The organism is Sulfurimonas sp. C5, assembly GCF_029872055.1.
Classification (GTDB): domain Bacteria; phylum Campylobacterota; class Campylobacteria; order Campylobacterales; family Sulfurimonadaceae; genus Sulfurimonas.
The window spans coordinates 598,729-620,922 of the sequence record NZ_JARXNQ010000001.1 but is presented as its reverse complement, the minus strand read 5'-3'; the positions used below and the strand labels follow the sequence as shown (position 1 = coordinate 620,922).

The window sequence follows — 22,194 nt, the reverse complement described above, 5'->3', positions numbered from 1 at the left end:
GAGCAGCTATGGCAGATTTTTTTCAAAACGGGATAATTACAACTTTACAGGATGTATCTAGCAGAGATATTTCAGATATAGAAAGTGAATTGGAAAAGTTTGCTAAACGACGCAATATGGTATTGTTACTTCCTGCTTTATATTCAGAATTTGAAACACCGGCAATGCAAACTATCATAGAAGAGTTAAAGCATGTAAAATATCTTTACAAAATTATTTTGGGTCTTGACCGTGCTACAAAAGAGGAGTATGAAAAAGTCAAAGTGATAATGTCAGAACTTAATGTTCAGGTAGATATTTTATGGAATGAGGGCCCTCAAATCCAAGAGCTTTATCAAAATATAGAAGATGCTGGTTTTCGTAGTTTAGATATTAAAGGAAAAGGTAGAAATGTTTGGACAATGATAGGGTATGCACTCTCCGATCCTAATGCTCATGCTTTTGCCTTACATGATTGTGACATTGTGAATTATTCTCGTGCTATTCCCGCAAAACTTTTTTATCCGATTGTACATCCGGCATTAGATTATGAATTTAACAAAGGATATTACTCTCGTGTTACGGAACAATTACACGGTAGGGCAACAAGACTTTTTTATTCCCCTTTGATTAAAGCGTTAAAACTGACATACGGTGCTAGTAAATACTTAGACTATATGGATAGTTTCCGTTATGCACTTTCAGGTGAGTTTGCTTTTATAAGAACACTGGCTCGTGGTATTAGAATTTCACCAACGTGGGGTCTTGAAGTTTCTACTCTGAGTGAAATATATGATAATACTTCTGTAAGACGTATATGTCAGACAGAAATTATGCAAAGTTATGAGCATAAGCATCAAGAGTTAAAAGGTAATGATAAAAAGAATGAGCTTGACGGTGGTATAACGAAAATGGCTATCGATATTGCTCAGACAGTTTTTAGAATTATGATACAACAAGGTGTAGTATTCTCTGACGCATCAGCTAAAACGCTTCGAGCAACATTTTTTCAAGAGGCACGTAAAGCAATTGCAAAATTTGATGCTCTTGCTAAAATCAACGGTATAGAGTATGATCGTAAAAAAGAGATAGAAGTAGTTGAATGTTTTGATCGTGCTTTGCAGAAAGCGTGTGAAGAGTTTGGCAATGATCCTCTAGGTGTTCCGTCATTGTCAGCATGGATTAGTGTACGTTCGGTACTTCCTGGTATTTCAGAAGATTTTCTTAAAACGGTTGCTTTAGAAAAATAAAAGAGGATGGGACTGTATGGAAATAGGACCAAATTTAGAAAAAGACAGATTCAAACTTATTAAAGAGTTGTTAGTACAGATTTACAGCACTTCAGATGCTTTAAAAGCTTACGAATGTATTTTAGACCTTATCGACAAATACAGGGAAAAAATTGAAACACAGCCTTATGTTTTAACACAAAAAGATGTCATATTAATTACATACGGTAATCAGATATTTCATGAAGAGGAAACGGCATTAGCAACTCTAAAAAGATTTTTAGATGAGTATGTTGAAGATTATATCAATACAGTACATATTCTACCTTTTTATCCATTTTCAACTGATGACGGTTTCTCAATCGTAAACTACAAGGGAGTATGCCCTCAAAAAGGTTCATGGCGGGATATTCAGTCACTTAGAAAAGACCACAGATTGATGTTTGACGGTGTCATCAATCATATGAGTCATTTAAGTTCATGGTTCAATAAGTTTCTTGCCAATGATCCAAAATATTTGGAGTATTTTATAGAATTAGATCCTTCAACGGACCTCTCCGCTGTCGTGCGACCGAGAACAACTCCTTTACTGAATGAATTTACAGATGATGAAGGGAAAAAAAGAAGTGTATGGACCACTTTTAGCCGAGATCAGGTTGACCTTAATTATGCAAATTACAAAGTTTTAATCCGCATATTGGATGTATTACTGTTTTATGTAGAAAAAGGGGCATCTCTTTTACGTTTGGATGCAATAGCATTTATTTGGAAAGAGGTAGGTACCTCATGTGTACATTTACCGCAAACACACGCTCTTATTCAGTTAATGCGACAGATTATTCATGAGGTGGCTCCGGAAGTATTAATAATTACGGAAACAAATGTACCTCATGATGAAAATATTTCTTATTTTGGAGAAGGCGATGATGAAGCACAGATGGTATATAATTTTGCATTACCGCCTTTACTCGCATTTTCAATTTTAAAAGGAGATTGTGTTAAGCTGACGCAATGGAGTAAGACACTTCAACTGCCAAGTGATAAAGTCTGTTTTTTCAATTTTACGGCAAGTCATGACGGAGTAGGTTTACGTGCTGTCAGCGAGATTTTAGACCAAGATGAGATTAATTTTTTAGTTGATTCATGTTTAGAACACGGCGGACTTGTTTCTTACAGGGCAATGGGTGGTAAGGATGACGAAGAAAAAGCTCCATATGAGTTAAATTGCAGTTATATAGATATCCTGACACACCCGGAGACAGATCAAGTATTGCGAGCTAAAAGAATGATGCTCTCACAAGCTGTAACACTGACTATGCCAGGAGTGCCTGGAATTTACTTTCACTCGTTAGTTGGCTCCCAAAGTTATTATGAAGGTTCTAAAAAGACCAGAAGAAACAGAGCTATCAATAGAGAAAAACTAAATTTTGATAATATTAAAGAGGAACTTGCCGAAGAGAATGGATTACGTAACAATATTTTCAAAAGATATAAACAGTTACTTTCAATCCGTACCAATGAAAAGTCTTTTGATCCCTATTCAAGCTTTGAAGTTTTAGATTTTCATCCGCAGGTTTTTGCCATGAAACACTTCTCAACAGAGAAAGATGAATATATCATTACACTTTATAATTTTTCTGATAAAAATATTGAACTTGATATATCGTTTTCGAGTGATGAAGAACTGTTAGAGATTATTACACATAAACTCTATGACACAAAACAGTTTACAATAGAGCCTTTTGGAATATTATGGTTGAAGCAGCAGCCGGCAAGTAATTAGCTTACTCTCCGTAAGCTAAACTTGCAGCTCTTTCTTTATATGATTGTAGTGGTCCGTCCAAAGGGGAATGTGTATGTTGTGGTTGCATAGGATTTGCTAAAAATTCTTCTAATTCTGCATGTCTATTGCGCAAAATAGTTTCAAACTCCTCTTGAGTTGAGGGTTGGTTGTCGATGAATTTATCAAGTAAAATATTTCCGTTACCGATTAAAACAAGATAACTTTGGTTTAAAAAATCAAGCATTACAACACTATTATTCTGATCAAGACTTTTTTGAAAACGTATAGAGATTTCATTCTGGAAACTTGAACTTACAGAAGGTGTCTGCTGAGGCTGTTGCTGTTGTTCATCTTGTTTAAATAACCAAGAACTAGGTGCTTGTTTTGCTTTCGGCTGTTGTTTTGCTTGGATCTTGTTCTTTAGATAGAAAAGAATTAGAATCCCGATGATTAAAATTGCAATTACAATATAGTAACTCGTTGAAAGATCGTCGCTTTTTTTTGTCGGTAAAGCAGACAAGTTAGGTGATGCTGTTTGAGTGGCAGCTGTTGCAGTACTTGACTTAATTGCCGCTTCTTCCGTAAAACGTAAACGTAACCCGTAACCATCAGATGTTTTTGATGCAATCAGTTTTACGTAACTAGGTGTAATGGCAACAATTTGCGTATAATCAAGTAAAGGTGTGATAGTTAAAGATTTTAAATATTTTGAATTGACTTTTTTTATTTTTGAAGACTCTATCGATGCATCTTCAAGTTTCAAAATAGTTTTTGATTTTCCTTTGCTTTGTTTAATAGTCCCTGTATAAGGAGTATCAAAAGTGATCATTACATCGGCACGGTCTGTTCTTTCGTAAATATTATAACTGAGAATTTTCGAACCAAAAAGAGTTAAAGGAAGCAGAAATAGGAAAAGAATCTTTATCATAGTTTCTCTTTTGAAAGATAGTATAAAACTGCAGAAGAGTCTAAAACTTCATTGATACGAATAGCGAGGTTTTTCTCATATACCATAACCTCACCTTTACCCAAAATACGACCGTTTACATAAGCCTCGACACTTTCACCTGCAGGCTTTTTCAGGTCAATAATAGAACCTTTTTCAAGTTTCAGGATATCTCTAAGAGTAATATCTGTTTCTCCGAGTTCGGCAATAAACTCTACTTCCATGTCAAGAATACCGGAGTAGTCCATCCATGCTAGGTCATTTTTTGGGTTGAAAACTTTGTTAGACATCTAAATCCTTCAACGCGATGGTAAGCTCATCCTCTCCCACCTGAATAGTCTTTGCATCATCATATGCCAGATCAAACTCTCCGATTTTTTCAAAAAATGGAGTATTGATAGAATATGGAGAATCAGCTCTATCCTCAGCTATTACTTTTGCACTGCCGATAATTAAGTTAGCAGTTTCCAAAGTCATATCTGTAAGTGTTTCTTCATCGCTTTCGTCCTCTTCTAGGAAAAGTTTTGAAACTCTTTGCATAAAGCCTGCATCTGAGGCTATATAAGCTCTGTATTTTTTCCCGTCTAGAGCATCTAAGTCTATATAAGCAATAAGTGTTCTCTTTTTTGTTATTCCATCTTTAACATTGTGATCTTCACCTATCTGATGTATACAGAAATTTATTGCTGCTTCTTCAATACTATTTAACATTATTCCCCGCCATAATTTATTATTGGTTGATTATACTTTATGCAAACACAAAGCAAAATTAAATTCTCCCAAAAGAGATTATATAATTGGGTATAATTGCATTTATGATTGAACTATTGACAATAGGGGCTGTAACAGGGCTTCTCTCTGGTTTTTTTGGTATTGGCGGGGGAACGATTTTAGTCCCGTTATTACTTTTACTGGGATTTGATACTAAAAGTGCGATCGGGATTTCCGTAGTGCAGATGACTTTTGGCTCTATATTCGGCAGTTATTTAAACCATAAAAAAGGGACGTTGGATGTCGCTATGATTACGATCATAGGAATCGGTGGCTTTGTCGGAGCGTCGCTTAGCGGTTATATAACATCCTTATTTAGTAATAGAACTTTAGAGATATTTTTCCTTTTATTTGCTACATTTGCACTCTTTAGACTTTTTATGCCGATTAAAGAGGATGCCGTTGAAAAGAAAATAAGTAAGGTTCTCCTTTTTATCATTGGTGTCTTTATCGGAATGATGAGTATCACCATCGGTGTCGGCGGAAGTATTATGCTTGTACCTATATTGGTAGGATTCTTGCATGTAGAATTGAAAAAAGCGATCTCTGCAGGATTGTTTTTTGTTGTATTCTCTTCTATAGCAGGTTTAATCTCGCATACATTAGAGGGACATATAGATTTTAAAAGCGGCATTATTGTAGGTATTGCATCACTATTGGGTGTGTATGCAGGAATATTTTTTAAAGATAAAGTACAAACAACATTACAAAAAAGATTGTTGGTATTTTTTTATATAGTAATAGTTATTTATTTAGCAAAGAGAGTATTGATTGATGGATAAAAAAGATGTTATCAAGATAACCGGTGCAAGGGAAAACAATCTTAAAAATATAGATTTAACAATTCCAAAGAATGAACTCATTGTTATGACGGGGCTTAGCGGTAGTGGAAAGTCTACACTCGCTTTTGACACGCTTTATGCCGAAGGGCAACGCCGTTATATGGAATCGTTGTCTTCATATGCAAGGCAGTTCTTAGACAGAGTGGGTAAGCCGGATGTAGATAAGATAGAAGGGCTTACTCCCGCTATTGCAATCGATCAAAAAACAACATCGAAAAATCCTCGTTCAACGGTAGGAACGATCACTGAGATTTATGACTATCTCAGACTTTTATATGCTCGTGTAGGTGTACAGCACTGTCACAAGTGTGGTAAAGAGATCTCTCAAATGTCAGCTTCGGATATTATTTCAGAGGTTGCGAAACTTCCAGAAGGTGCAAAACTGGTTCTCCTTGCACCGCTTGTTCGTGATAACAAAGGTTCTTATGCAGACCTTATTCAGTCACTTGTGCATAAGGGTTATGTACGTGCAATGATTGACGGAGTTATGGTGAGACTTGACGATGAAATTGAGCTTTCAAAAACCAAAAAACATACCATTAAAGTTGTAATTGACAGGGTAGTTGTAAAAGAGGAAAATAAAGAGCGTATTGCATCTTCAGTTGAAAAAGCGCTCAAAGAGAGTTATGGTGAGCTTGAAATCGATGTTCTAAACCATGAAGAGATAGGTTGCAGGGAGCATATCCATTACTCTGAACACAATGCTTGTTTTGATTGTAAAATTAGTTTTGATCCCTTAGAACCACTTAGTTTTTCTTTTAACTCTCCAAAAGGGGCATGTAATGAATGTGATGGATTGGGACTGCGTTATACTCTTGATATTGAAAAAATTATAGATCCAGATCTCAGTATTGAAAAGGGTGCGATTAAAATTGTTTACGGTTTTAATAAAGGTTACTATTTTACATTCTTAAAAGGGTTCTGTGAGGCTAACGAAATTGATATAACAATCCCTTACGGTGAATTGGAACGCCATCAGCAAAAAGCTATTTTACACGGCAATATCGGTGAAATTGAATTTTTATGGAAGAAACATAAAGTCAAGAGAATATGGCCTGGTATTATTCGTATAGCGTATGATATGTTCAAAGATGAGAAAGAACTCAATGACTATATGAGTGAAAAAGTATGTGACGTATGTGGAGGACACAGACTCAAACCGGAATCACTTGCTGTTAAGGTAGCTCAGAAAAGAATACCAGAGATTTTAGATATGCCTATATCAAAGACATATGAGTGGTTCGTTGTAGAAGATAATTTTTCTTATATGGATAAACAAAATTCGATGGTAGCTGCACCGATTCTCAATGAGATTCGTGAAAGACTATTCTTTTTACATGATGTTGGTCTTGGATATATTACACTAGGACGTGATGCCCGAACTATCAGTGGTGGTGAAGCACAGCGTATCCGTATTGCTTCACAAATCGGTTCAGGTCTAACAGGAGTTATGTATGTACTTGATGAGCCGAGTATCGGTTTACACGAACGTGATACTTTAAAACTGATTAAAACGCTGAGAAACCTGCAAGAAAAAGGGAACAGCGTAATCGTAGTTGAACACGACAAAGAGACTATAGAACATGCTGATTTTATCGTAGATATCGGTGAAGGTGCAGGAAAGTTCGGTGGAAATGTAGTGTTTGCAGGGACTCTAAAAGAGCTTAAAAAGGCAAAAACAGCTACGGCGGATTATCTGTTTGGAAGAAAGAAAATCGAGTATTTTTATAGACGTGAACAAGAGAAGTTTATAGAGATCAAAAACGTAAATCTTAACAATATTAAAGATATGAGTGTAAAAATTCCATTGAATAACTTTGTATGTGTTACAGGTGTAAGTGGAAGCGGTAAAAGTTCACTGATTTTACAAACACTTTTACCGTCAGCTAGAGAGCTTTTAAACCATGCAAGAAAAGTAAATAAAGTTGCCGGTGTAGAGATTAACGGACTTGAACATGTTGATAAAGTAATCTATCTTGATCAAAGTCCTATTGGACGTACTCCAAGATCAAATCCTGCAACTTATACAGGTGTGATGGATGAGATTAGAAACCTTTTTGCACAAACGAAAGAATCACAGATTAGAGGATATACATCTTCAAGGTTCTCATTTAATGTTAAAGGCGGGCGTTGCGAGAAGTGTCAAGGTGAGGGTGAAATCAAAATAGAGATGCACTTTTTACCGGATATTATGGTTAAATGTGACAGTTGTCAGGGACAAAGATATAATCAGCAAACGCTAGAGGTGCTTTACAAAGGGAAAACTATTTCCGATGTTCTTAAAATGTCCGTAGATGAAGCGTATGAATTCTTTAAAACAATTCCGAAAATTCATCAAAAACTGAAAACACTTGTAGATGTTGGGCTTGGTTACATTACACTCGGACAAAATGCCGTAACGCTTTCAGGTGGGGAAGCACAACGTATTAAACTTGCCAAAGAGTTAAGTCGTAAAGACACAGGGAAAACACTTTATATTTTAGATGAGCCTACAACAGGTCTTCACTTTGCAGATGTCGACAGACTCACAGGTGTACTGCATAAGTTTGTTGAACTCGGCAATAGCGTACTTGTAATCGAGCATAATTTAGATATGGTCAAAAATGCAGATTACATTGTAGATATAGGTCCTGAAGGTGGTTCAGGAGGCGGCTTGGTTGTCGATGTCGGAACACCGGAAGAACTGGCTGCCAACCATGAAAAGTCAGGTTCGTATACTGGAAAATATTTAGAAAAAGAATTGCTTTTACATAAGTAAATGGTATAATAACTTTAAATCACCCAAATAAGGGAGTGGAAAAGTTATGGAAAGAAGTGAGATTTTAATCATTGATGACGTCATGGAAAACGTCAAAAAGATCATTGAACTTTTAAGAGAAGAAGGGTATGGACTTTCTTATGCTCTTAACTCTCAAGATGCCATAGATCTTTTAAAAACAAAGCGTTTTGATCTGATCCTTTTAGCAAGAAGAATGTCAGATGCAGACGCTATACAACTATGTAAAAGTATAAAAAACACTCCATTACTGCAAGAAGTCCCACTTATTTTTTTAGTTGAACAAGATGATGTTGAAAATCTGGATGAAGGGTATCAAAGCGGCTGTATAGATGATATACGTTATCCGATTCAAAAACATGAATTATATAGAAAAGTTCGACACCATTTAGAGTTTTACAATTATAAAAAATCGTTAAAAATTTCTAACTGGCAAAACAAGCTTTTACTCTCAGAAACTGAAGATGCCCAAAAAGAGATGGTGTATATACTTTCAGCTATGATTGAAGACAGTAACCTTGATTCAATAAGTCATATCAGACGTGTAGCAGATTTTGCAAAGCAGTTAGCTGTCTTAGAAGGTACTTTAAATGAAGAAGAGATCAAAATGATTTATTTGGCTTCTCCTCTTTATGATATAGGTAAAGTATTTATTGAAGATTCTATTGTCAAAAAACCTGAACATTTAACAGATGATGAATTCGCAGTTATTAAAAACCATCCAAAATTAGCATTGAGAATTTTGAAAAATTCAAGTAAAAAACTGATAAATGCTGCAGCGATTATTGCATACGAACATCATGAAAATTTTGACGGTACTGGTTATCCCAGAGGTTTAAAAGGGGAAGAGATTCATATCTATGCAAGAATAGTTGCTATTGTAAGTGTTTTAGATGCCCTTTTAGAGAAAAAAGCTTATAAAGATGCATGGTCATTTGAAGATGCTGTCGCATATATTCAAGAGGAAAAAGGGAAAAAGTTTGACCCTAGACTTGTAAATATTTTTGAAGAGCATTTGGAAACTTTTCAAGAATTAGCCGAGGGAGAGTAAATTGATACAGTTTGACCTCCCTTTAGTCGTTATGCTTGTTGTTTTCATTGTTTTTATAGGCGTAAGTTTTTTAGTGTTTTTGTCGAGTGCATCAAAAAAAGACAATCAGATCGCAAAGTTAAAAAAAGAGCTTGAACGACTCCAAGAGAATCAGGGCAGAGTACATCATGCAGAACATGAGCCAAAATCTTATGCAGGGATGCAGACAAGTTTGATCTCTGAGCAGATTAAAAAAATAGAACAGTTGGAAAATGAAGTTCAAAGACAAAAAGATAAAGTTGTAGATGCTAAAAATGTTGCAGAAGAAGCTGTAAAAATTAAGTATGAATTTTTGTCTAATGTGAAAGAGGACCTTAAAACTCCCTTGAAAACTATTATAGCATACGCAACAATTTTGGCAAAAGACCTGCAAAATGAAAAATTAAACTCTCATGCACGGGATATTTTAACTTCGAGTCATCAGTTAATGGAGTTAATTGAGAGTATGATGGAACTCTCAAAAATTGATGCAGGAAGTTACAATATTCAAGAGAGTGCAGTTGAACTACAGTTTTTATTTAATACTATTACAGATGAGTACAAAAACAGTGCTAAGAAAAAAGGTTTGGAACTAACGATTGACATAGATAAAAGCTTACCGGAATCTTTGATATTTGATGCAAATAAAGTCAAATTAATTGTCGACAACCTCATAAGCAACAGTATTAAAGCAACAACCAAGGGAGCTGTAAATATTTTTGTAAAACCTAATGGAAGCAATATTGCCCATAACACGATTAACTTGCAGGTGATTGTGGAAGACAGTGGAATTGGAATAAAAAAAGAAGATCAATCTAAATTATTTGAAATGTTTGAATCAGACGGTTTGGGCCTTGCATTAAATAAAAAAATAGCAAAATTGATGAACGGTGATCTTACTTTTTATAGTGAGTACGGTAAAGGTGCTACTTTTATTCTTTCTCTTGCAGATATAGAAATAGTATTGCCAAGTGCCGAAAATGAATTTCATGATTTGAATATTAATTTTGCACAGATTCGTCCTGAAGGTGCATCATTGATGGTGATTGACAAAGATGCAGAAGCTGTAGATACTATTGTAGAATCTTTTTTAGAGAGTCATGTCCGTGTTACACATTATGATATTCCAAGAGATGCAATAGATGAACTTAAAAGAGCTAAGTATGATATGATCTTAATTGATATAGATGTCTTAACGAGCGATGATAATGCACTCTCAAAGGTGATCTCAAAAATAAGTGATGCACCTGTTGTTACCTTGACAAATCATAATGTCAAAGATGCACATATTAGTGAACAAGGTGCAAGAGTGGTTGGACATCTTAAAAAGCCTGTTTCAAAACGTGAGCTGTTTAAAATCTCTTTAAAAGTCTTAAATTTTCCGGAATTACTAAAGAATATTGTATAATTCGAAAAAAATTAAAAGGCTATAACTATGTCAGTATATGCATTTGGACACAAAAATCCAGATAGTGACTCTATTGTAGGTGCAATATCACTATCATACTTAAAAAATCAAGTAGAAGATGAAGAATATATCCCGGCTCGTCAAGGTGATATTTCTGCTGAAACACAGTTTATCTTAGACACATTTGGTTATGCAGACAGAGTTCCTGAATTAAAAACTTCTGTAGCTGGTGAGAAAGTATTTATTATCGACTCAACAGATAAGCCGCACTTTCAAGACGATATTGATGAAGCTACTATCGTAGGTATTGCAGACCACCATAAACTAGGAGATCTTATTACAGACGCTCCTTTAGAAGCTTGGATCAGACCAATTGGTTGTTCAAATACTGTAATTTACGAGATGTATAAATCTTACGGTGTAGTACCTCCAAAAGATATTGCTGGAATGATGATGCTTGCTATTTTAAGCGACACTGTAATTTTCCGTTCACCGACTTGTACAAAAGTAGATACAAAAGCAGTAAAAGAGTTAAGTGAAATCTGTGGTGTTGAAGATTACAAAAAAATGGCTATGGATATGTTCATTGCTAAATCTGCAGTTGACGGTGCATCAGCTCGTAACTTAAATACACGTGACTATAAAGAGTTTGATATGAACGGTACAAAAGTAGGTATCGGTCAACTTGAAATGGTAGATATCTCTGTACTAGAACCTCGTGAAGATGAGATCATGGAAGATATGAAAAAGATGAAAGAAGAGGGTGGTCTACACACTGTTTTAATTCTTTTAACTGACATTATCAAAGAGGGTTCAAAACTTTTCGTAGTATCTGATGATGCTTCTAAAATTGAAGCTGCATTTGATATTAAACTAGAAAATAACAAAGCTTGGTTAGACGGTGTACTTAGCCGTAAGAAACAAGTAGTACCTTTCGTACAACCTCAATTTAAATAATTTTTTAAAACGCTACTCTGTATAGAGATAGCGTTTTATCTTCTTTGTAGGTGTTTTTACAAACGGTTCAATCTGTTCTATGAATTTCGTAATTTTTGAAAATGATGCCATTTGGGTATTAATCTCGATTCTCATCTCTTCTAAATAGTTCGCTATTTTTTCTTTTACATGTTCATCTGCTTGATGATGAGCTTCAAACATTTTATCTATGAGTGTATAATCAAGATGGATACGAGCAACAAGTTTACCATCTTTTTGCATTACAAGAGAGTCTAAAACCGCTTCATTTTTGTTAATTACAGACTCAATCTGTTCCGGATAAATGTTTTCTCCGCTTGGGCCGAGTATGAGGTTTTTACTTCGTCCGCTGATAAAGAGATAGTCATCTTCATCTATATAGCCGAGATCGCCTGTAAGGAAGTAACCATCTTCATCAAAAACCTCTTTTGTTTTTTCTTCATCTTTATAATAACCCAGCATAACACTTGGAGATTTAACGGCAATTTCCCCTTCGCCTGTTTGTGGATTTTTATCTTTGATTTTGATCTCCACGCCTACCATGGCAGGACCTGTTGAGCCGATCTTTCTCTCCATTCCCAGACGAGTTCCTGCAATCAAAGGTGCAGTTTCTGTAAGACCGTACCCTATGACGTAAGGGAAATGTGCATCATATAAAAATTCTTCTACATACCTTGCCAAAGGTGCACCGCCAATACCAAAAAATCTTAGTCTTCCTCCAAAAGTCTCTAACAGTTTTTTCCCTGCTATTTTATTGAGTTGTTTATGGATAAAAGGGAGTTTGTATAGCTGTTTTGTTAGAAAAGAGCCGTTGAGTTTTGCAAGAACTTTGTTTTTGTAGATTTTCTCAATAATAAGTGGAACTGAGAGCATCATTGTAGGGCGTACAATCTCAAAGGCTTTTAAAAGAACACTCGGTGTAGGTGTTTTATCGATATAAACTACACTTGAACCGTGAAGGAGAGGTATGAGCATCCCTACCGTAGATTCAAATGTATGTGCCAATGGTAAAATCGATAAAAAAACATCTTCAGGTACAATAGAGATATTTTTAAATGCACTTAGTGCATTTGTTACAAGGTTTTTATGTGTGAGCATAACACCTTTTGAATGTCCAGTTGTTCCTGATGTATATAAAATAGCAGCGAGATCATTTTCAGAAGTTGTTTGTAGCTCTTTTTTATGGGAAAGTTTTTGTTTGATACGTTCCATATGTGAAGTGTTCGTATATTGTTCCAAAATTTCAAGTTCGTCAAGTTGGATTATAAACTTCAGATTAGAACTGTCAAGTTCATCTATTGTAGGAAGATGTTTGTTTGATACAAATGCCGCTTTTGCTTCTGAATGACATAAGATATGATGTACATCTGCAGTATGAAAATCAGGTAGTATTGGTACTGCTACAGCCCCAAAATAAGTAATTGCCAAATAAGCTATGGGCCAATTCGGCATATTCTCACTTAGGATGGCAACTTTGTCACCTTTATTGATCCCTTTTTCAGTTAAAAGTTTTACCATTGACTTGATTTTATCATCAAGTTCACGATAACTCATAGCTTTCTTCCCTACATTTGAAAAGGAATCTCTTTCACCATATAATGCTACAGAGCGATCTAGTAAAGCTCCCAGTGTATAGTTTTCTAAGTTTTTATAAGGGTACAACATCTCTCATCTTTTTCTGTGTTTTTTTTGTATTATACAAAAAAATTATACTACTTGGATTACAAGAAGAGCAGGGGTAAGAAAAAAACAACTAAAATAGAAATAGCGTGACATTTAAAGAAGTTTTATTATATTTCTAGTATGATGAAGAGTGAAACTTAGGGAGTGAGGTAAATATGCTTTTATTGATCACAATATTATTATTGATTATATTGCTTTCACGTTTGACTGAAGAGAAAACGAAGGTTCCCGCAACTTTAGCAACCATCCTTTATGCGTTTGTACTTTCCATCTATTTTCCTCATCTATTTTCCATCAGTAAGCAAGAATTTAATGAGGTTCTTTACTTGATGCTTCCTGTTATTTTACTTCCAGATATTTTAAATATATCTATTAAAGAGTTGAAAAATTATGCAAAAGAGATATTTTACCTTGCGGTAGTTGCAGTTATTGCCTCTATAGCTCTAGCCGTTTTTGTAACACCGTATTTGTTACCTGAATATGGTTTTACTATAGGAATGCTTCTAGCCCTATACACAATGTTAATGGCTACAGATGCCATTACGGTAAGTGCCATTATGTCGAGATTTACGTTGCCGCAGCGTTTAAAGATCTATGCTGAATCGGAATCTCTGTTTAACGACGTTACCGCTTTAATTATTTACTATTTTATAGCCTTACCACTTTTACAAGGTGGGGCAGTTGATGTCCTTTCTGTTAATGTTACTGTCTTAAAAGTTTTATTTCTTTCAAGTTTTATAGGTATGGCAAGTGCCTTTTTCGGTTTTTTTGCACTTAAAATGCTGCGTAACCCTTTTGATCAGTTTTTAATTATCTATCTTATTGTTATAAGTTCTTTTTTATTGGCTGAACATTTCCATATTGCAGGAATTTTATCGATTGTAGTTTCAGTGTTAACCTTTAAAATCTTGGTTCAGTGTGAGAGTCGCTTGCATCCCCAAACATTTGAGATTACGGATAAAGTAAAAACCTATGATGCTTTTATTGAGCTACTTAAACATATACCCGCTATCACCAAACATGAATTTCGCGAGTATAAAAAAGAGGCGATGTTTTTAGGAATCTTTGCCAATGCGGTTGTTTTTGTTGTAATAGCAAATATAATAGATTTGTCGCTTTTATATAAATATATCTACGAGATTTTAATTGTATTTCTTGTTACAACTTTGATCCGTTTTGGTAGTATAAGTGCTTTAGTTGTTAGTTCTAAACTCCCGTTTTATTGGACATATGCACTTACACTTTCAGGGATGAAAGGTGCACTGGCTATCATCATGGTGCACTCTTTGCCAAAAGAGTTTGTATATTATGAGCTTTTTACCGCTATTGTTTTAGGTAATGTCCTTATTAGCACATTTCTTTATACGTTTACTTTGATGTTCCATATTAAGAGATATGCAAAACTGTATGAAAATGATTCGTCGCTTGATGGGACAAAAGATCAAAAGCTTTCCACTCTTTCTAAAGATATAGTTGAAGTACTGGAAAAAGATCCTATCTCTCAGGCTTATAATCGGATTTTTATTGAAGAGGTTCTTGTACGTGAGATAGCAAGAGTACAACGTTATAAGGTGGAGCTTTCCGTAATAGGTTTGCAGTTTGACTTTTCTACACTTCCTGAAGAAAAACAGAAACATTTTTTACAAAAAGCAGGTGAAATTATCCAACAAAGTATTCGTCAGAATGACTACTTCGGAAAAATTGAAGAAAAGCATTTTATTGTTTTGGCAAGTAATACCTCTTTAGGAGGTGGACATAGATTGGCACAGAAGATTGTAGAACAGTTTATACAAACACTTGATAAAGAGATCAAATACTATTTCGGTGTAACGGAATTACGAGAAACGGATAATCTCGAAACGCTTTTTGAAAAGATTAAAGATGCGATCAATAAAAGTATTCAAAACAATCAGACAATCGAGATCGAGGTATAAACTGACTTGTTTAAACTAACGACAGAACAATGCAAAACTTAAAGCATTGACAATGTATGATACGAAAAAATAACACCCTAGGGCATAAAGTTGAGCAGACGCAATAAAAAACATACTCCAAATAGAGATACCGTAACATTTAAAGAGAAAGATTTCTTACCTACAACACGCCAAGAGATGGAAGCTCGTGGATGGGATCAGTGTGATGTGATCCTTGTAAGCGGTGATGCGTACATAGACTCTTCGTTTATCGGTGTAGCTATGGTTGGACGTATGTTAGAGCGTATGGGGTATCGTGTAGGGATTATCGGTCAACCTGATATCAACAGCGATATAGATATAAAGCGTCTCGGCGAGCCTAAACTTTACTGGGGTGTAAGCGGTGGTAGTGTTGACTCAATGGTGTCAAACTACACGGCGACGAAGAAGTTCCGTAACTCGGATGACTATACTCCAGGCGGTGTAAACAACAAACGTCCCGATCGTGCAGTTTTAGTCTATACAAACCTGATTAGACGTTATTTTAAAAATACTGTTCCCGTCGTACTTGGAGGTATAGAAGCTTCACTGCGTCGTATCACTCATTATGACTACTGGCAAAATAAGCTCAAAAAACCTGTTTTATTTGATTCTAAAGCAGATGTATTGGTTTATGGAATGGGTGAAATTGCGATTGAACAACTGACACGTGCTATTGCTGAAGGACGTGACTACAAAGATATCAGAGGGATTTGTTACATCTCTAAAGAGCCGAAGCATGAATTTATTCAACTTCCATCACACCAAGAGTGTTTGGATGATAAAGAGAAATATATCGATATGTTCGATCATTTTTATGACAATAATGACCCGATCTCTGCAAACGGACTGTGTGAAGAGGTGGACGGCAGATATCTGATCCAAAATCCTCCATGTGATTACCTAAACGAAGAGGAGATGGATGCAAATGCAAAGCTTCCATTTACAAGAGAATTACACCCTTATCATAAAAAAGATGGAAAAGTAAAATGTCTTGAGACAATTAAGTTCTCGATCATGACTCACCACGGCTGTTGGGGTGAGTGTAACTTCTGTGCAATTGGCGTGCATCAGGGACGTACGATCAGAACACGTTCAGAAGAGAGTATTCTGGCTGAAGCAAAAGACTTCAACAAGTACAAAGACTACAAAGGGATCATCTCAGATGTCGGAGGTCCTACGGCGAATATGTACGGCTACGAGTGTAACAAAAAGCTAAAACTCGGAACGTGTGCACATCAAAGATGTGTGGATGCTAACCATCTGTGTAGTTCTATGAAAGTAGACCACAGCAGAAACATCAATCTTTTACGTCAGGTACGTGAAGTTGAGGGTGTTAGAAAAGCATTTGTCGCTTCGGGTGTACGTTATGATCTGATCAATGCAGATAAAAAACACGGTTACAGCTACTTAAAAGAGATGGTAAAACACCATATCTCAGGACAGATGAAAGTAGCACCTGAACATACGGATCAACGTGTACTTGAACTTATGGGAAAACCTGGGAAACAAGAGCTGATCGACTTTAAAAAAATGTACGACAAACTAAATAAAGAAGAGGGGAAAAAGCAGTTCTTAACTTACTATCTTATTGCTGCGCATCCGGGTTGTACAGAAAAAGATATGCATGAATTAAAACGTTTTACTACAGATGAATTGCAAATGAATCCTGAACAAGCTCAGGTATTTACTCCAACTCCTGGAACTTACTCGGCAGTGATGTATTATACGGAAATGGATCCTGTAACTCGCAAAAAAATCTTTGTAGAGAAAGACACAAGAAGAAAAGAGAAACAAAAAGAGATCGTAATAAAAAAAGATAACTTTAAATCGGGTTTTGCTTCTTAATCAAGCAAAACCTTCTCTTTAAAAGAAACGATGTGAGAGTCTAGTCCTAGCTTCTCTTTGAGAATCTCTTTAAAAGCGTTTTGACTCTCTATCTCTCCATGCACTAAGATCACTTTTTTCAAACCTTTGATATCGGCAATCCATTCTAAAATGCCGTCTCTGTCAGCATGGGCTGAAAAGCCGTTTATGGTATGGATCGATGCTTGTACGATAATGTCTTCCCCTAGAACATTGATCCATTGCGCTCCGTCAACTATCTCACGCCCGAGAGTATTTTCGGCTTGAAAACCTACAAAAATAACCGCATTGTTCTTATCCCAAATTCTGTGTTTAAAGTGGTGAACAATTCTTCCCCCGTTACACATACCCGCACCGGCGATTATAATTGCACGGCTTTTAATGTCATTGATGCTTTTTGATGCTTCAGGAGTTTCAGTATATGAGAGAAGTTCAAAATTAAAGACACTGCCGTTTTCTTTAATATTGTCCTGACACTTAGGTATGAGCTCTCTGGCGTATTGTTTATATACCTGTGTAGCACGTGTAGCCATCGGTGAATCCAAAAAGACTTTACATTTTGGCAGTTCCCCTTTTTCATACATATCTCTTAAAATACATAAAAGCTCTTGAGTACGTTCTAATGCAAAAGATGGAATTAAAACATTTCCGCCTCTGTCCAAAGTTGCTAAAAGAGTCTCTTTAAACTCTTTTATTGTTGCATCTATAGGCTGATGATTTCTTTCCCCATATGTCGTTTCAACATACAGGCAGTCTGCTTTTTCACACTTTGCCAAGTGGGGGAGTACTAAGTCATTATTATTACCGATATCTCCAGAAAAAACTATAGTATGAGAGTCGTTGTTATCCATATAAGAGATCTCTATAAAAGCAGAACCTAAAATATGACCGGCATTACGGTACACAAAACTGATCCCTTCACACAGATCGTAGTATTGGTTATATTCTGGATTTACCCACTCGATCATGTCAAATGTCTCTTCAACATTTATAGGATCATACAAAGGCTTTTCAATTCTTTTACTTTGACCCCTACGTTGAGCTTTTCTATAGCGTGTTTGAAAATCTTCACTCATTATTTTTGCACTGTCCATTAGTATGATCTCAGCTAACTCCATCGTGGCAGAAGTTGCATATATTTTTCCGGTAAATCCCTCTTTGACAAGTTTTGGAATACGTCCTATATGATCGAGATGGGCATGGGTGATTAATATATAGTCTATTGTTGAAGGTTCAAAGTAAAACGCTTCTTTATTTTTTTCCTCCTCTTCCCCTTGGAACATACCGCAGTCTATCATTATCTTGACATCTTCTACTTCAAGTACATGGCATGAGCCTGTAACCTCTTTGGTTGCACCGTACGATCTTACTATTGCCATAATGTATCCTTCATCTTTTGACTTCTTTGTAGATTATACGCCTATTTTTCTTAACTTATCTAAGTTGTACGCTTTTTAGAAAAATTATGCTACTATTGATATATGAGAATAGTATTAATATTTTTAATAATATTATCGGTTTCAAGCTCTCTATTGGGAGCAAAAGAAAAAATCTCTTTACAATTGGAGTGGTTGCATCAGTTTCAATTTGCAGGTTATTATGTCGCTAAGGAACAGGGATATTATGATGCAGCCGGTTTAGATGTAACAATAAAAGAGATGACACCTCGTACTAATGTGGTTAAAGAGGTTGTCACAAAAAAAGCAGAATATGGGATAGGGCGTTCTACCTTATTGGTCAACCGGGCTGAGGGTAGTCCTATTGTACTTTTAGGTGCTATCTTTCAACACTCACCTTCGGTACTCATTAGTACAAATCCTAAAATAAAAAATCTTCAAGATCTTAACAATAAAAAAATTATGATCACTAATGATGTAGCCAGCGGTGCTACAATTAAAGCGATGCTGCTTTCAAAGGGCTTGTTGTATAAAGATATTCATTTCCAACAGCACAGTTTTAACTTACAGGACTTAATAAACGGAAAAACAGATGCTATGGCCTGCTATCTTTCTAATGAACCATTTTTTTTAGAACGTGCAAAAATACCATACAAAATATTTGATCCAAGAGATTACGGTTTTGATTTTTATGAAGATATTCTTTTTACGTCTGAAGAGGAACTAAAAAACCATCCAGAGCGTGTGGAAGCTTTCTATAAAGCTTCCATTGAAGGTTGGAAGTGGGCTTTTGAACATATTGAAGAAACTGCAAAAATAATTTATGACAAATACAATTCACAACATAAATCTATAAAAAGTCTTATTTATGAAGGTAAGGTACTTAAAAAACTTGCACTCGATGAAAACGGTAATATCGGAAATATCAGTATGGATCAGATTGATAAAATTATCAATTGGTACAGAGTAACAGGTCTGTTCAAAGAAAAATTTGACTTTACACCATATATTGACCCTATGGGATATAACAAGAAACACTTAAATATAGGTGTCTTGGCAAAAAGAGGGGGTAAAAAAACTTTAAAAAGATGGCAGCCCTTGGCTACTTATTTAAACCGTAATTTAGAAAACTATTATGTCAATATCCATCCACTCTCTTTTAGTGATATGCAAGAACATTTGGAAAATAAAAGTATCGATTTTTTACTTATAAATACAGTGAATTATGTGCAGTTTGAAAATAAGTACGGTATTTCCAGAATCGCTACTTTGACAAACAGGGGTACACACGGAAACCCTTATAACTATTTTGGAAGTGTCATCTTTACAACAAAAGATTCTAAAATAAATACGATTGACAAAATAAAAGGAAAAAGATTTGCAGCTGTAAATAAAGACTCTTTTGGCGGTTGGGTCATGGCGTATGAACTTTTACATGATGCAGGCATGAAGATAGATGATATCAAGTTGAAGTTTTACAATACCCACGATGCAGTAGTTTATGCTGTTTTAGATGGTAATGCAGATGTTGGAACTGTACGAAGTGATACCTTGGAACATATGGCAATGGAAAAGCAGATCAATCTAGATAACGTTAGAGTCTTACATCCCTTACATTATCAAGATTTCCCTTACATGGTCTCGACAAAGTTATACCCTGAATGGCCGTTTGCAAAGTTAAAACATGTACCTGAAAATGTTGCAAAAGAGGTTATGAGTGCTCTTATAAAAATGCCTGAAAACTCTCCTGAAGCAATAGCATGTGATATTAGCGGCTGGACTGTTCCTCTGGATTATTCATCAGTACATGAAGTACTTAAAAAGCTGCAATTGCCACCTTATGAGCATGTTGATATAAGCATTATGGATGTTTTGAAAAAGTATGCTCTTTTGATATATGCTTTGGTCGCTATAATTATCGTAGGTATTATTCAATTCTTACATATCAGAAAAGTAAATCTTGAACTTGACCAAAAGGTTCATGAAAGAACACAAGCGTTATTTAAAGCGAATGAAAAACTACAAGACCTGGCACATAAAGATTCTCTAACCGGGATACACAACCGTGGCTATTTTATGGAACTGGCAGAACAGATGTTTAAAGTAGCTAAACGCAATGAGACTCCTCTACAAATTCTTTCTCTAGATATAGACCATTTTAAAGAGGTCAATGATACTTATGGTCATCAGACAGGGGATGCAGTATTAAAACTTTTTTCTAATAAAATCAATACACTTTTAAGAGAGAGTGATATCTTCGGTCGTATAGGCGGTGAAGAGTTTGTAATATGCTTGCAAAATACTACTCATGAAGGTGCACTTGCATTTTCTGAAAAAATTTTAAAAGAGGTAAGAACCTTACAATATAAAAACAATGAAGGGCAAAGCATTTCATTTACTGTGAGTATAGGTATATCAGAGTTACAAAAACATAAAACTTTTACTCAGTTACTCAGAGAGTCGGATGAAGCTCTCTATCGAGCAAAAAACAGTGGACGAGATTGCGTGAAAAGCTAAATTATATATGCAATTTCAGCTTGTGATCCAAGACGCATAGGCGGTCCCCAAAAACCTATACCTGAATTGACGTAAATTTTTCCACCGTAATTGAGCGTATGCAGACCTTTGAGATATGGTTGCTGCAGCATTACAAGATGGTTAAACGGCCATAGCTGTCCGCCGTGAGTATGTCCACTCAAGATAAGCGCGGGTTTAAAACCGTTTAAATACTCTATAGATTTCGGTTGGTGAGAAAGTAGGATAGTAGGGTAGTTTTTATTGATAGATGAGAATGCTTGATAAAAATTTGGTTCTAAGATACCTGTACGATAACCAAAGAGATCATTCACACCAACAATATTTACTTTTAACTTATCAATAGTGATTGAATCATTTAAAAGAATTGTGATTTTTGTTTTTGTTTTTATAAATTCTATAACTTCTAAAGGATTATGGAAATATTCATGATTCCCAAGAACCATATAGATGCCGTATTTTGCATTTATATGATTGAGTTCTAAGATTGCTGGAGCAATAGTATTAATCTCCGTATCAATGAGATCACCGGTTATCATTACAAGATCGGGATGCAGAGAATTTATCTTCATAACACTCTCTTGTACATATTTTTGATCGATGAGTCCACCGATATGCAGATCACTGATTTGAACAATTGAAAAATTGAATAGCTTGGCTTTAACAACGTTGATGACAGGTTCCTTACTTCCTTCATATACCCCTGCTGTCACATATGAAGTAGCAAGTGCCATCAGTGCACCGTCCCCCGTTTTTTTAATAAAGTTGCGTTTTGATAACTCCACATGTTTAAGTGTCTTATGAAACAGATGGAGTATCTCATGAAGAATAAGGTAAAGCAGTAGGACAAAAGAGATACCTATTGAAGTTGAACTTAGATATAGTAGATTGTAGGGAAGCAGGTCACTATATCTAATGAGTCCATAAGAAAGATTGAGTGCAAAATTCAGAAGCAGAAAAAATGTCAACCATCGTTTTATAGA

The 22,194-nt window shown here is 35.5% G+C and carries 16 protein-coding genes; 10 read left to right on the top strand and 6 right to left on the bottom strand.

The genetic code is table 11. The features are described from left to right. Nucleotides 1-8: 8 nt before the first annotated feature. Entirely contained in the window at nucleotides 9-1,229 is a 1,221-nt protein-coding gene (locus tag P6N22_RS03025) for a glycosyl transferase (protein WP_280330041.1), read from the top strand. Between the two features lie 16 nt (nucleotides 1,230-1,245). Continuing rightward, on the top strand, nucleotides 1,246-2,991 hold the full coding sequence (locus tag P6N22_RS03020; RefSeq protein WP_280330039.1) for a sugar phosphorylase: 1,746 nt from the start codon (nucleotides 1,246-1,248) through the stop codon (nucleotides 2,989-2,991). Nucleotide 2,992: 1 nt separating this feature from the next. Here the strand turns inward: P6N22_RS03020 and P6N22_RS03015 are convergent, their stop codons facing one another. From P6N22_RS03015 to P6N22_RS03005, 3 genes are read right to left on the bottom strand one after another with little or no spacing between them, the layout of a single operon-like run. Further along, the gene (locus P6N22_RS03015) at nucleotides 2,993-3,919 is read right to left on the bottom strand and encodes a hypothetical protein (RefSeq protein WP_280330037.1); all 927 of its coding nucleotides are present in this window, start codon (nucleotides 3,917-3,919) and stop codon (nucleotides 2,993-2,995) included. Next, a complete protein-coding gene (gene fliN / locus P6N22_RS03010; protein ID WP_280330036.1) occupies nucleotides 3,916-4,227 on the bottom strand; it encodes a flagellar motor switch protein FliN in 312 nt (103 codons plus the stop codon). The genes P6N22_RS03015 and fliN overlap by 4 nt, the downstream gene beginning before the upstream one ends. Continuing rightward, nucleotides 4,220-4,648: a chemotaxis protein CheX gene (locus P6N22_RS03005; RefSeq protein ID WP_280330034.1), complete on the bottom strand. Its 429-nt coding sequence runs from the start codon at nucleotides 4,646-4,648 to the stop codon at nucleotides 4,220-4,222. Before P6N22_RS03005 ends, fliN begins: the two co-directional genes overlap by 8 nt. A 104-nt stretch (nucleotides 4,649-4,752) precedes the next feature. Between P6N22_RS03005 and P6N22_RS03000 the strand changes: the two genes are divergently transcribed. The 5 genes from P6N22_RS03000 to P6N22_RS02980 are packed head-to-tail and all read left to right on the top strand — an operon-like array spanning nucleotide 4,753 to nucleotide 11,760. Continuing rightward, nucleotides 4,753-5,490 (top strand): sulfite exporter TauE/SafE family protein, encoded by a 738-nt coding sequence (locus tag P6N22_RS03000; RefSeq protein WP_280330033.1) that lies wholly within the window; start codon nucleotides 4,753-4,755, stop codon nucleotides 5,488-5,490. Further along, nucleotides 5,483-8,308, top strand: coding sequence for an excinuclease ABC subunit UvrA (gene uvrA, locus P6N22_RS02995; RefSeq protein ID WP_280330031.1), 2,826 nt, complete (start codon nucleotides 5,483-5,485; stop codon nucleotides 8,306-8,308). The genes P6N22_RS03000 and uvrA overlap by 8 nt, the downstream gene beginning before the upstream one ends. A gap of 46 nt (nucleotides 8,309-8,354) precedes the next feature. Then, nucleotides 8,355-9,377, top strand: coding sequence for an HD domain-containing phosphohydrolase (locus tag P6N22_RS02990; RefSeq protein WP_280330029.1), 1,023 nt, complete (start codon nucleotides 8,355-8,357; stop codon nucleotides 9,375-9,377). A gap of 1 nt (nucleotide 9,378) precedes the next feature. Continuing rightward, nucleotides 9,379-10,803, top strand: coding sequence for an ATP-binding protein (locus P6N22_RS02985; RefSeq protein WP_280330027.1), 1,425 nt, complete (start codon nucleotides 9,379-9,381; stop codon nucleotides 10,801-10,803). Between the two features lie 27 nt (nucleotides 10,804-10,830). Continuing rightward, on the top strand, nucleotides 10,831-11,760 hold the full coding sequence (locus tag P6N22_RS02980) for a manganese-dependent inorganic pyrophosphatase (RefSeq protein ID WP_280330026.1): 930 nt from the start codon (nucleotides 10,831-10,833) through the stop codon (nucleotides 11,758-11,760). Nucleotides 11,761-11,772: 12 nt separating this feature from the next. Here P6N22_RS02980 and P6N22_RS02975 read toward each other — a convergent pair whose 3' ends face one another. Beyond that, nucleotides 11,773-13,443 (bottom strand): AMP-binding protein, encoded by a 1,671-nt coding sequence (locus tag P6N22_RS02975; RefSeq protein ID WP_280330024.1) that lies wholly within the window; start codon nucleotides 13,441-13,443, stop codon nucleotides 11,773-11,775. A 173-nt stretch (nucleotides 13,444-13,616) separates the two neighbouring features. Between P6N22_RS02975 and P6N22_RS02970 the strand changes: the two genes are divergently transcribed. After that, nucleotides 13,617-15,395, top strand: a complete 1,779-nt coding sequence (locus tag P6N22_RS02970; RefSeq protein ID WP_280330022.1) for a cation:proton antiporter — start codon at nucleotides 13,617-13,619, stop codon at nucleotides 15,393-15,395. 177 nt (nucleotides 15,396-15,572) lie between these two features. After that, complete coding sequence (locus P6N22_RS02965; RefSeq protein ID WP_280330472.1) at nucleotides 15,573-17,261, top strand: YgiQ family radical SAM protein; 1,689 nt, start codon at nucleotides 15,573-15,575, stop codon at nucleotides 17,259-17,261. Here the strand turns inward: P6N22_RS02965 and P6N22_RS02960 are convergent. Beyond that, entirely contained in the window at nucleotides 17,258-18,658 is a 1,401-nt protein-coding gene (locus P6N22_RS02960) for an MBL fold metallo-hydrolase (RefSeq protein ID WP_280330020.1), read from the bottom strand. The two genes, P6N22_RS02965 and P6N22_RS02960, sit on opposite strands and share 4 nt — an antisense overlap. Before the next feature lie 102 nt (nucleotides 18,659-18,760). On the opposite strand from P6N22_RS02960, the gene P6N22_RS02955 reads away from it, so the two are divergent. Next, nucleotides 18,761-21,193 (top strand): ABC transporter substrate-binding protein, encoded by a 2,433-nt coding sequence (locus P6N22_RS02955; RefSeq protein WP_280330018.1) that lies wholly within the window; start codon nucleotides 18,761-18,763, stop codon nucleotides 21,191-21,193. Here P6N22_RS02955 and P6N22_RS02950 read toward each other — a convergent pair. Next, complete coding sequence (locus tag P6N22_RS02950) at nucleotides 21,190-22,179, bottom strand: metallophosphoesterase (RefSeq protein ID WP_280330016.1); 990 nt, start codon at nucleotides 22,177-22,179, stop codon at nucleotides 21,190-21,192. The genes P6N22_RS02955 and P6N22_RS02950 overlap by 4 nt on opposite strands. Between the last annotated feature and the right edge of the window lie 15 nt (nucleotides 22,180-22,194).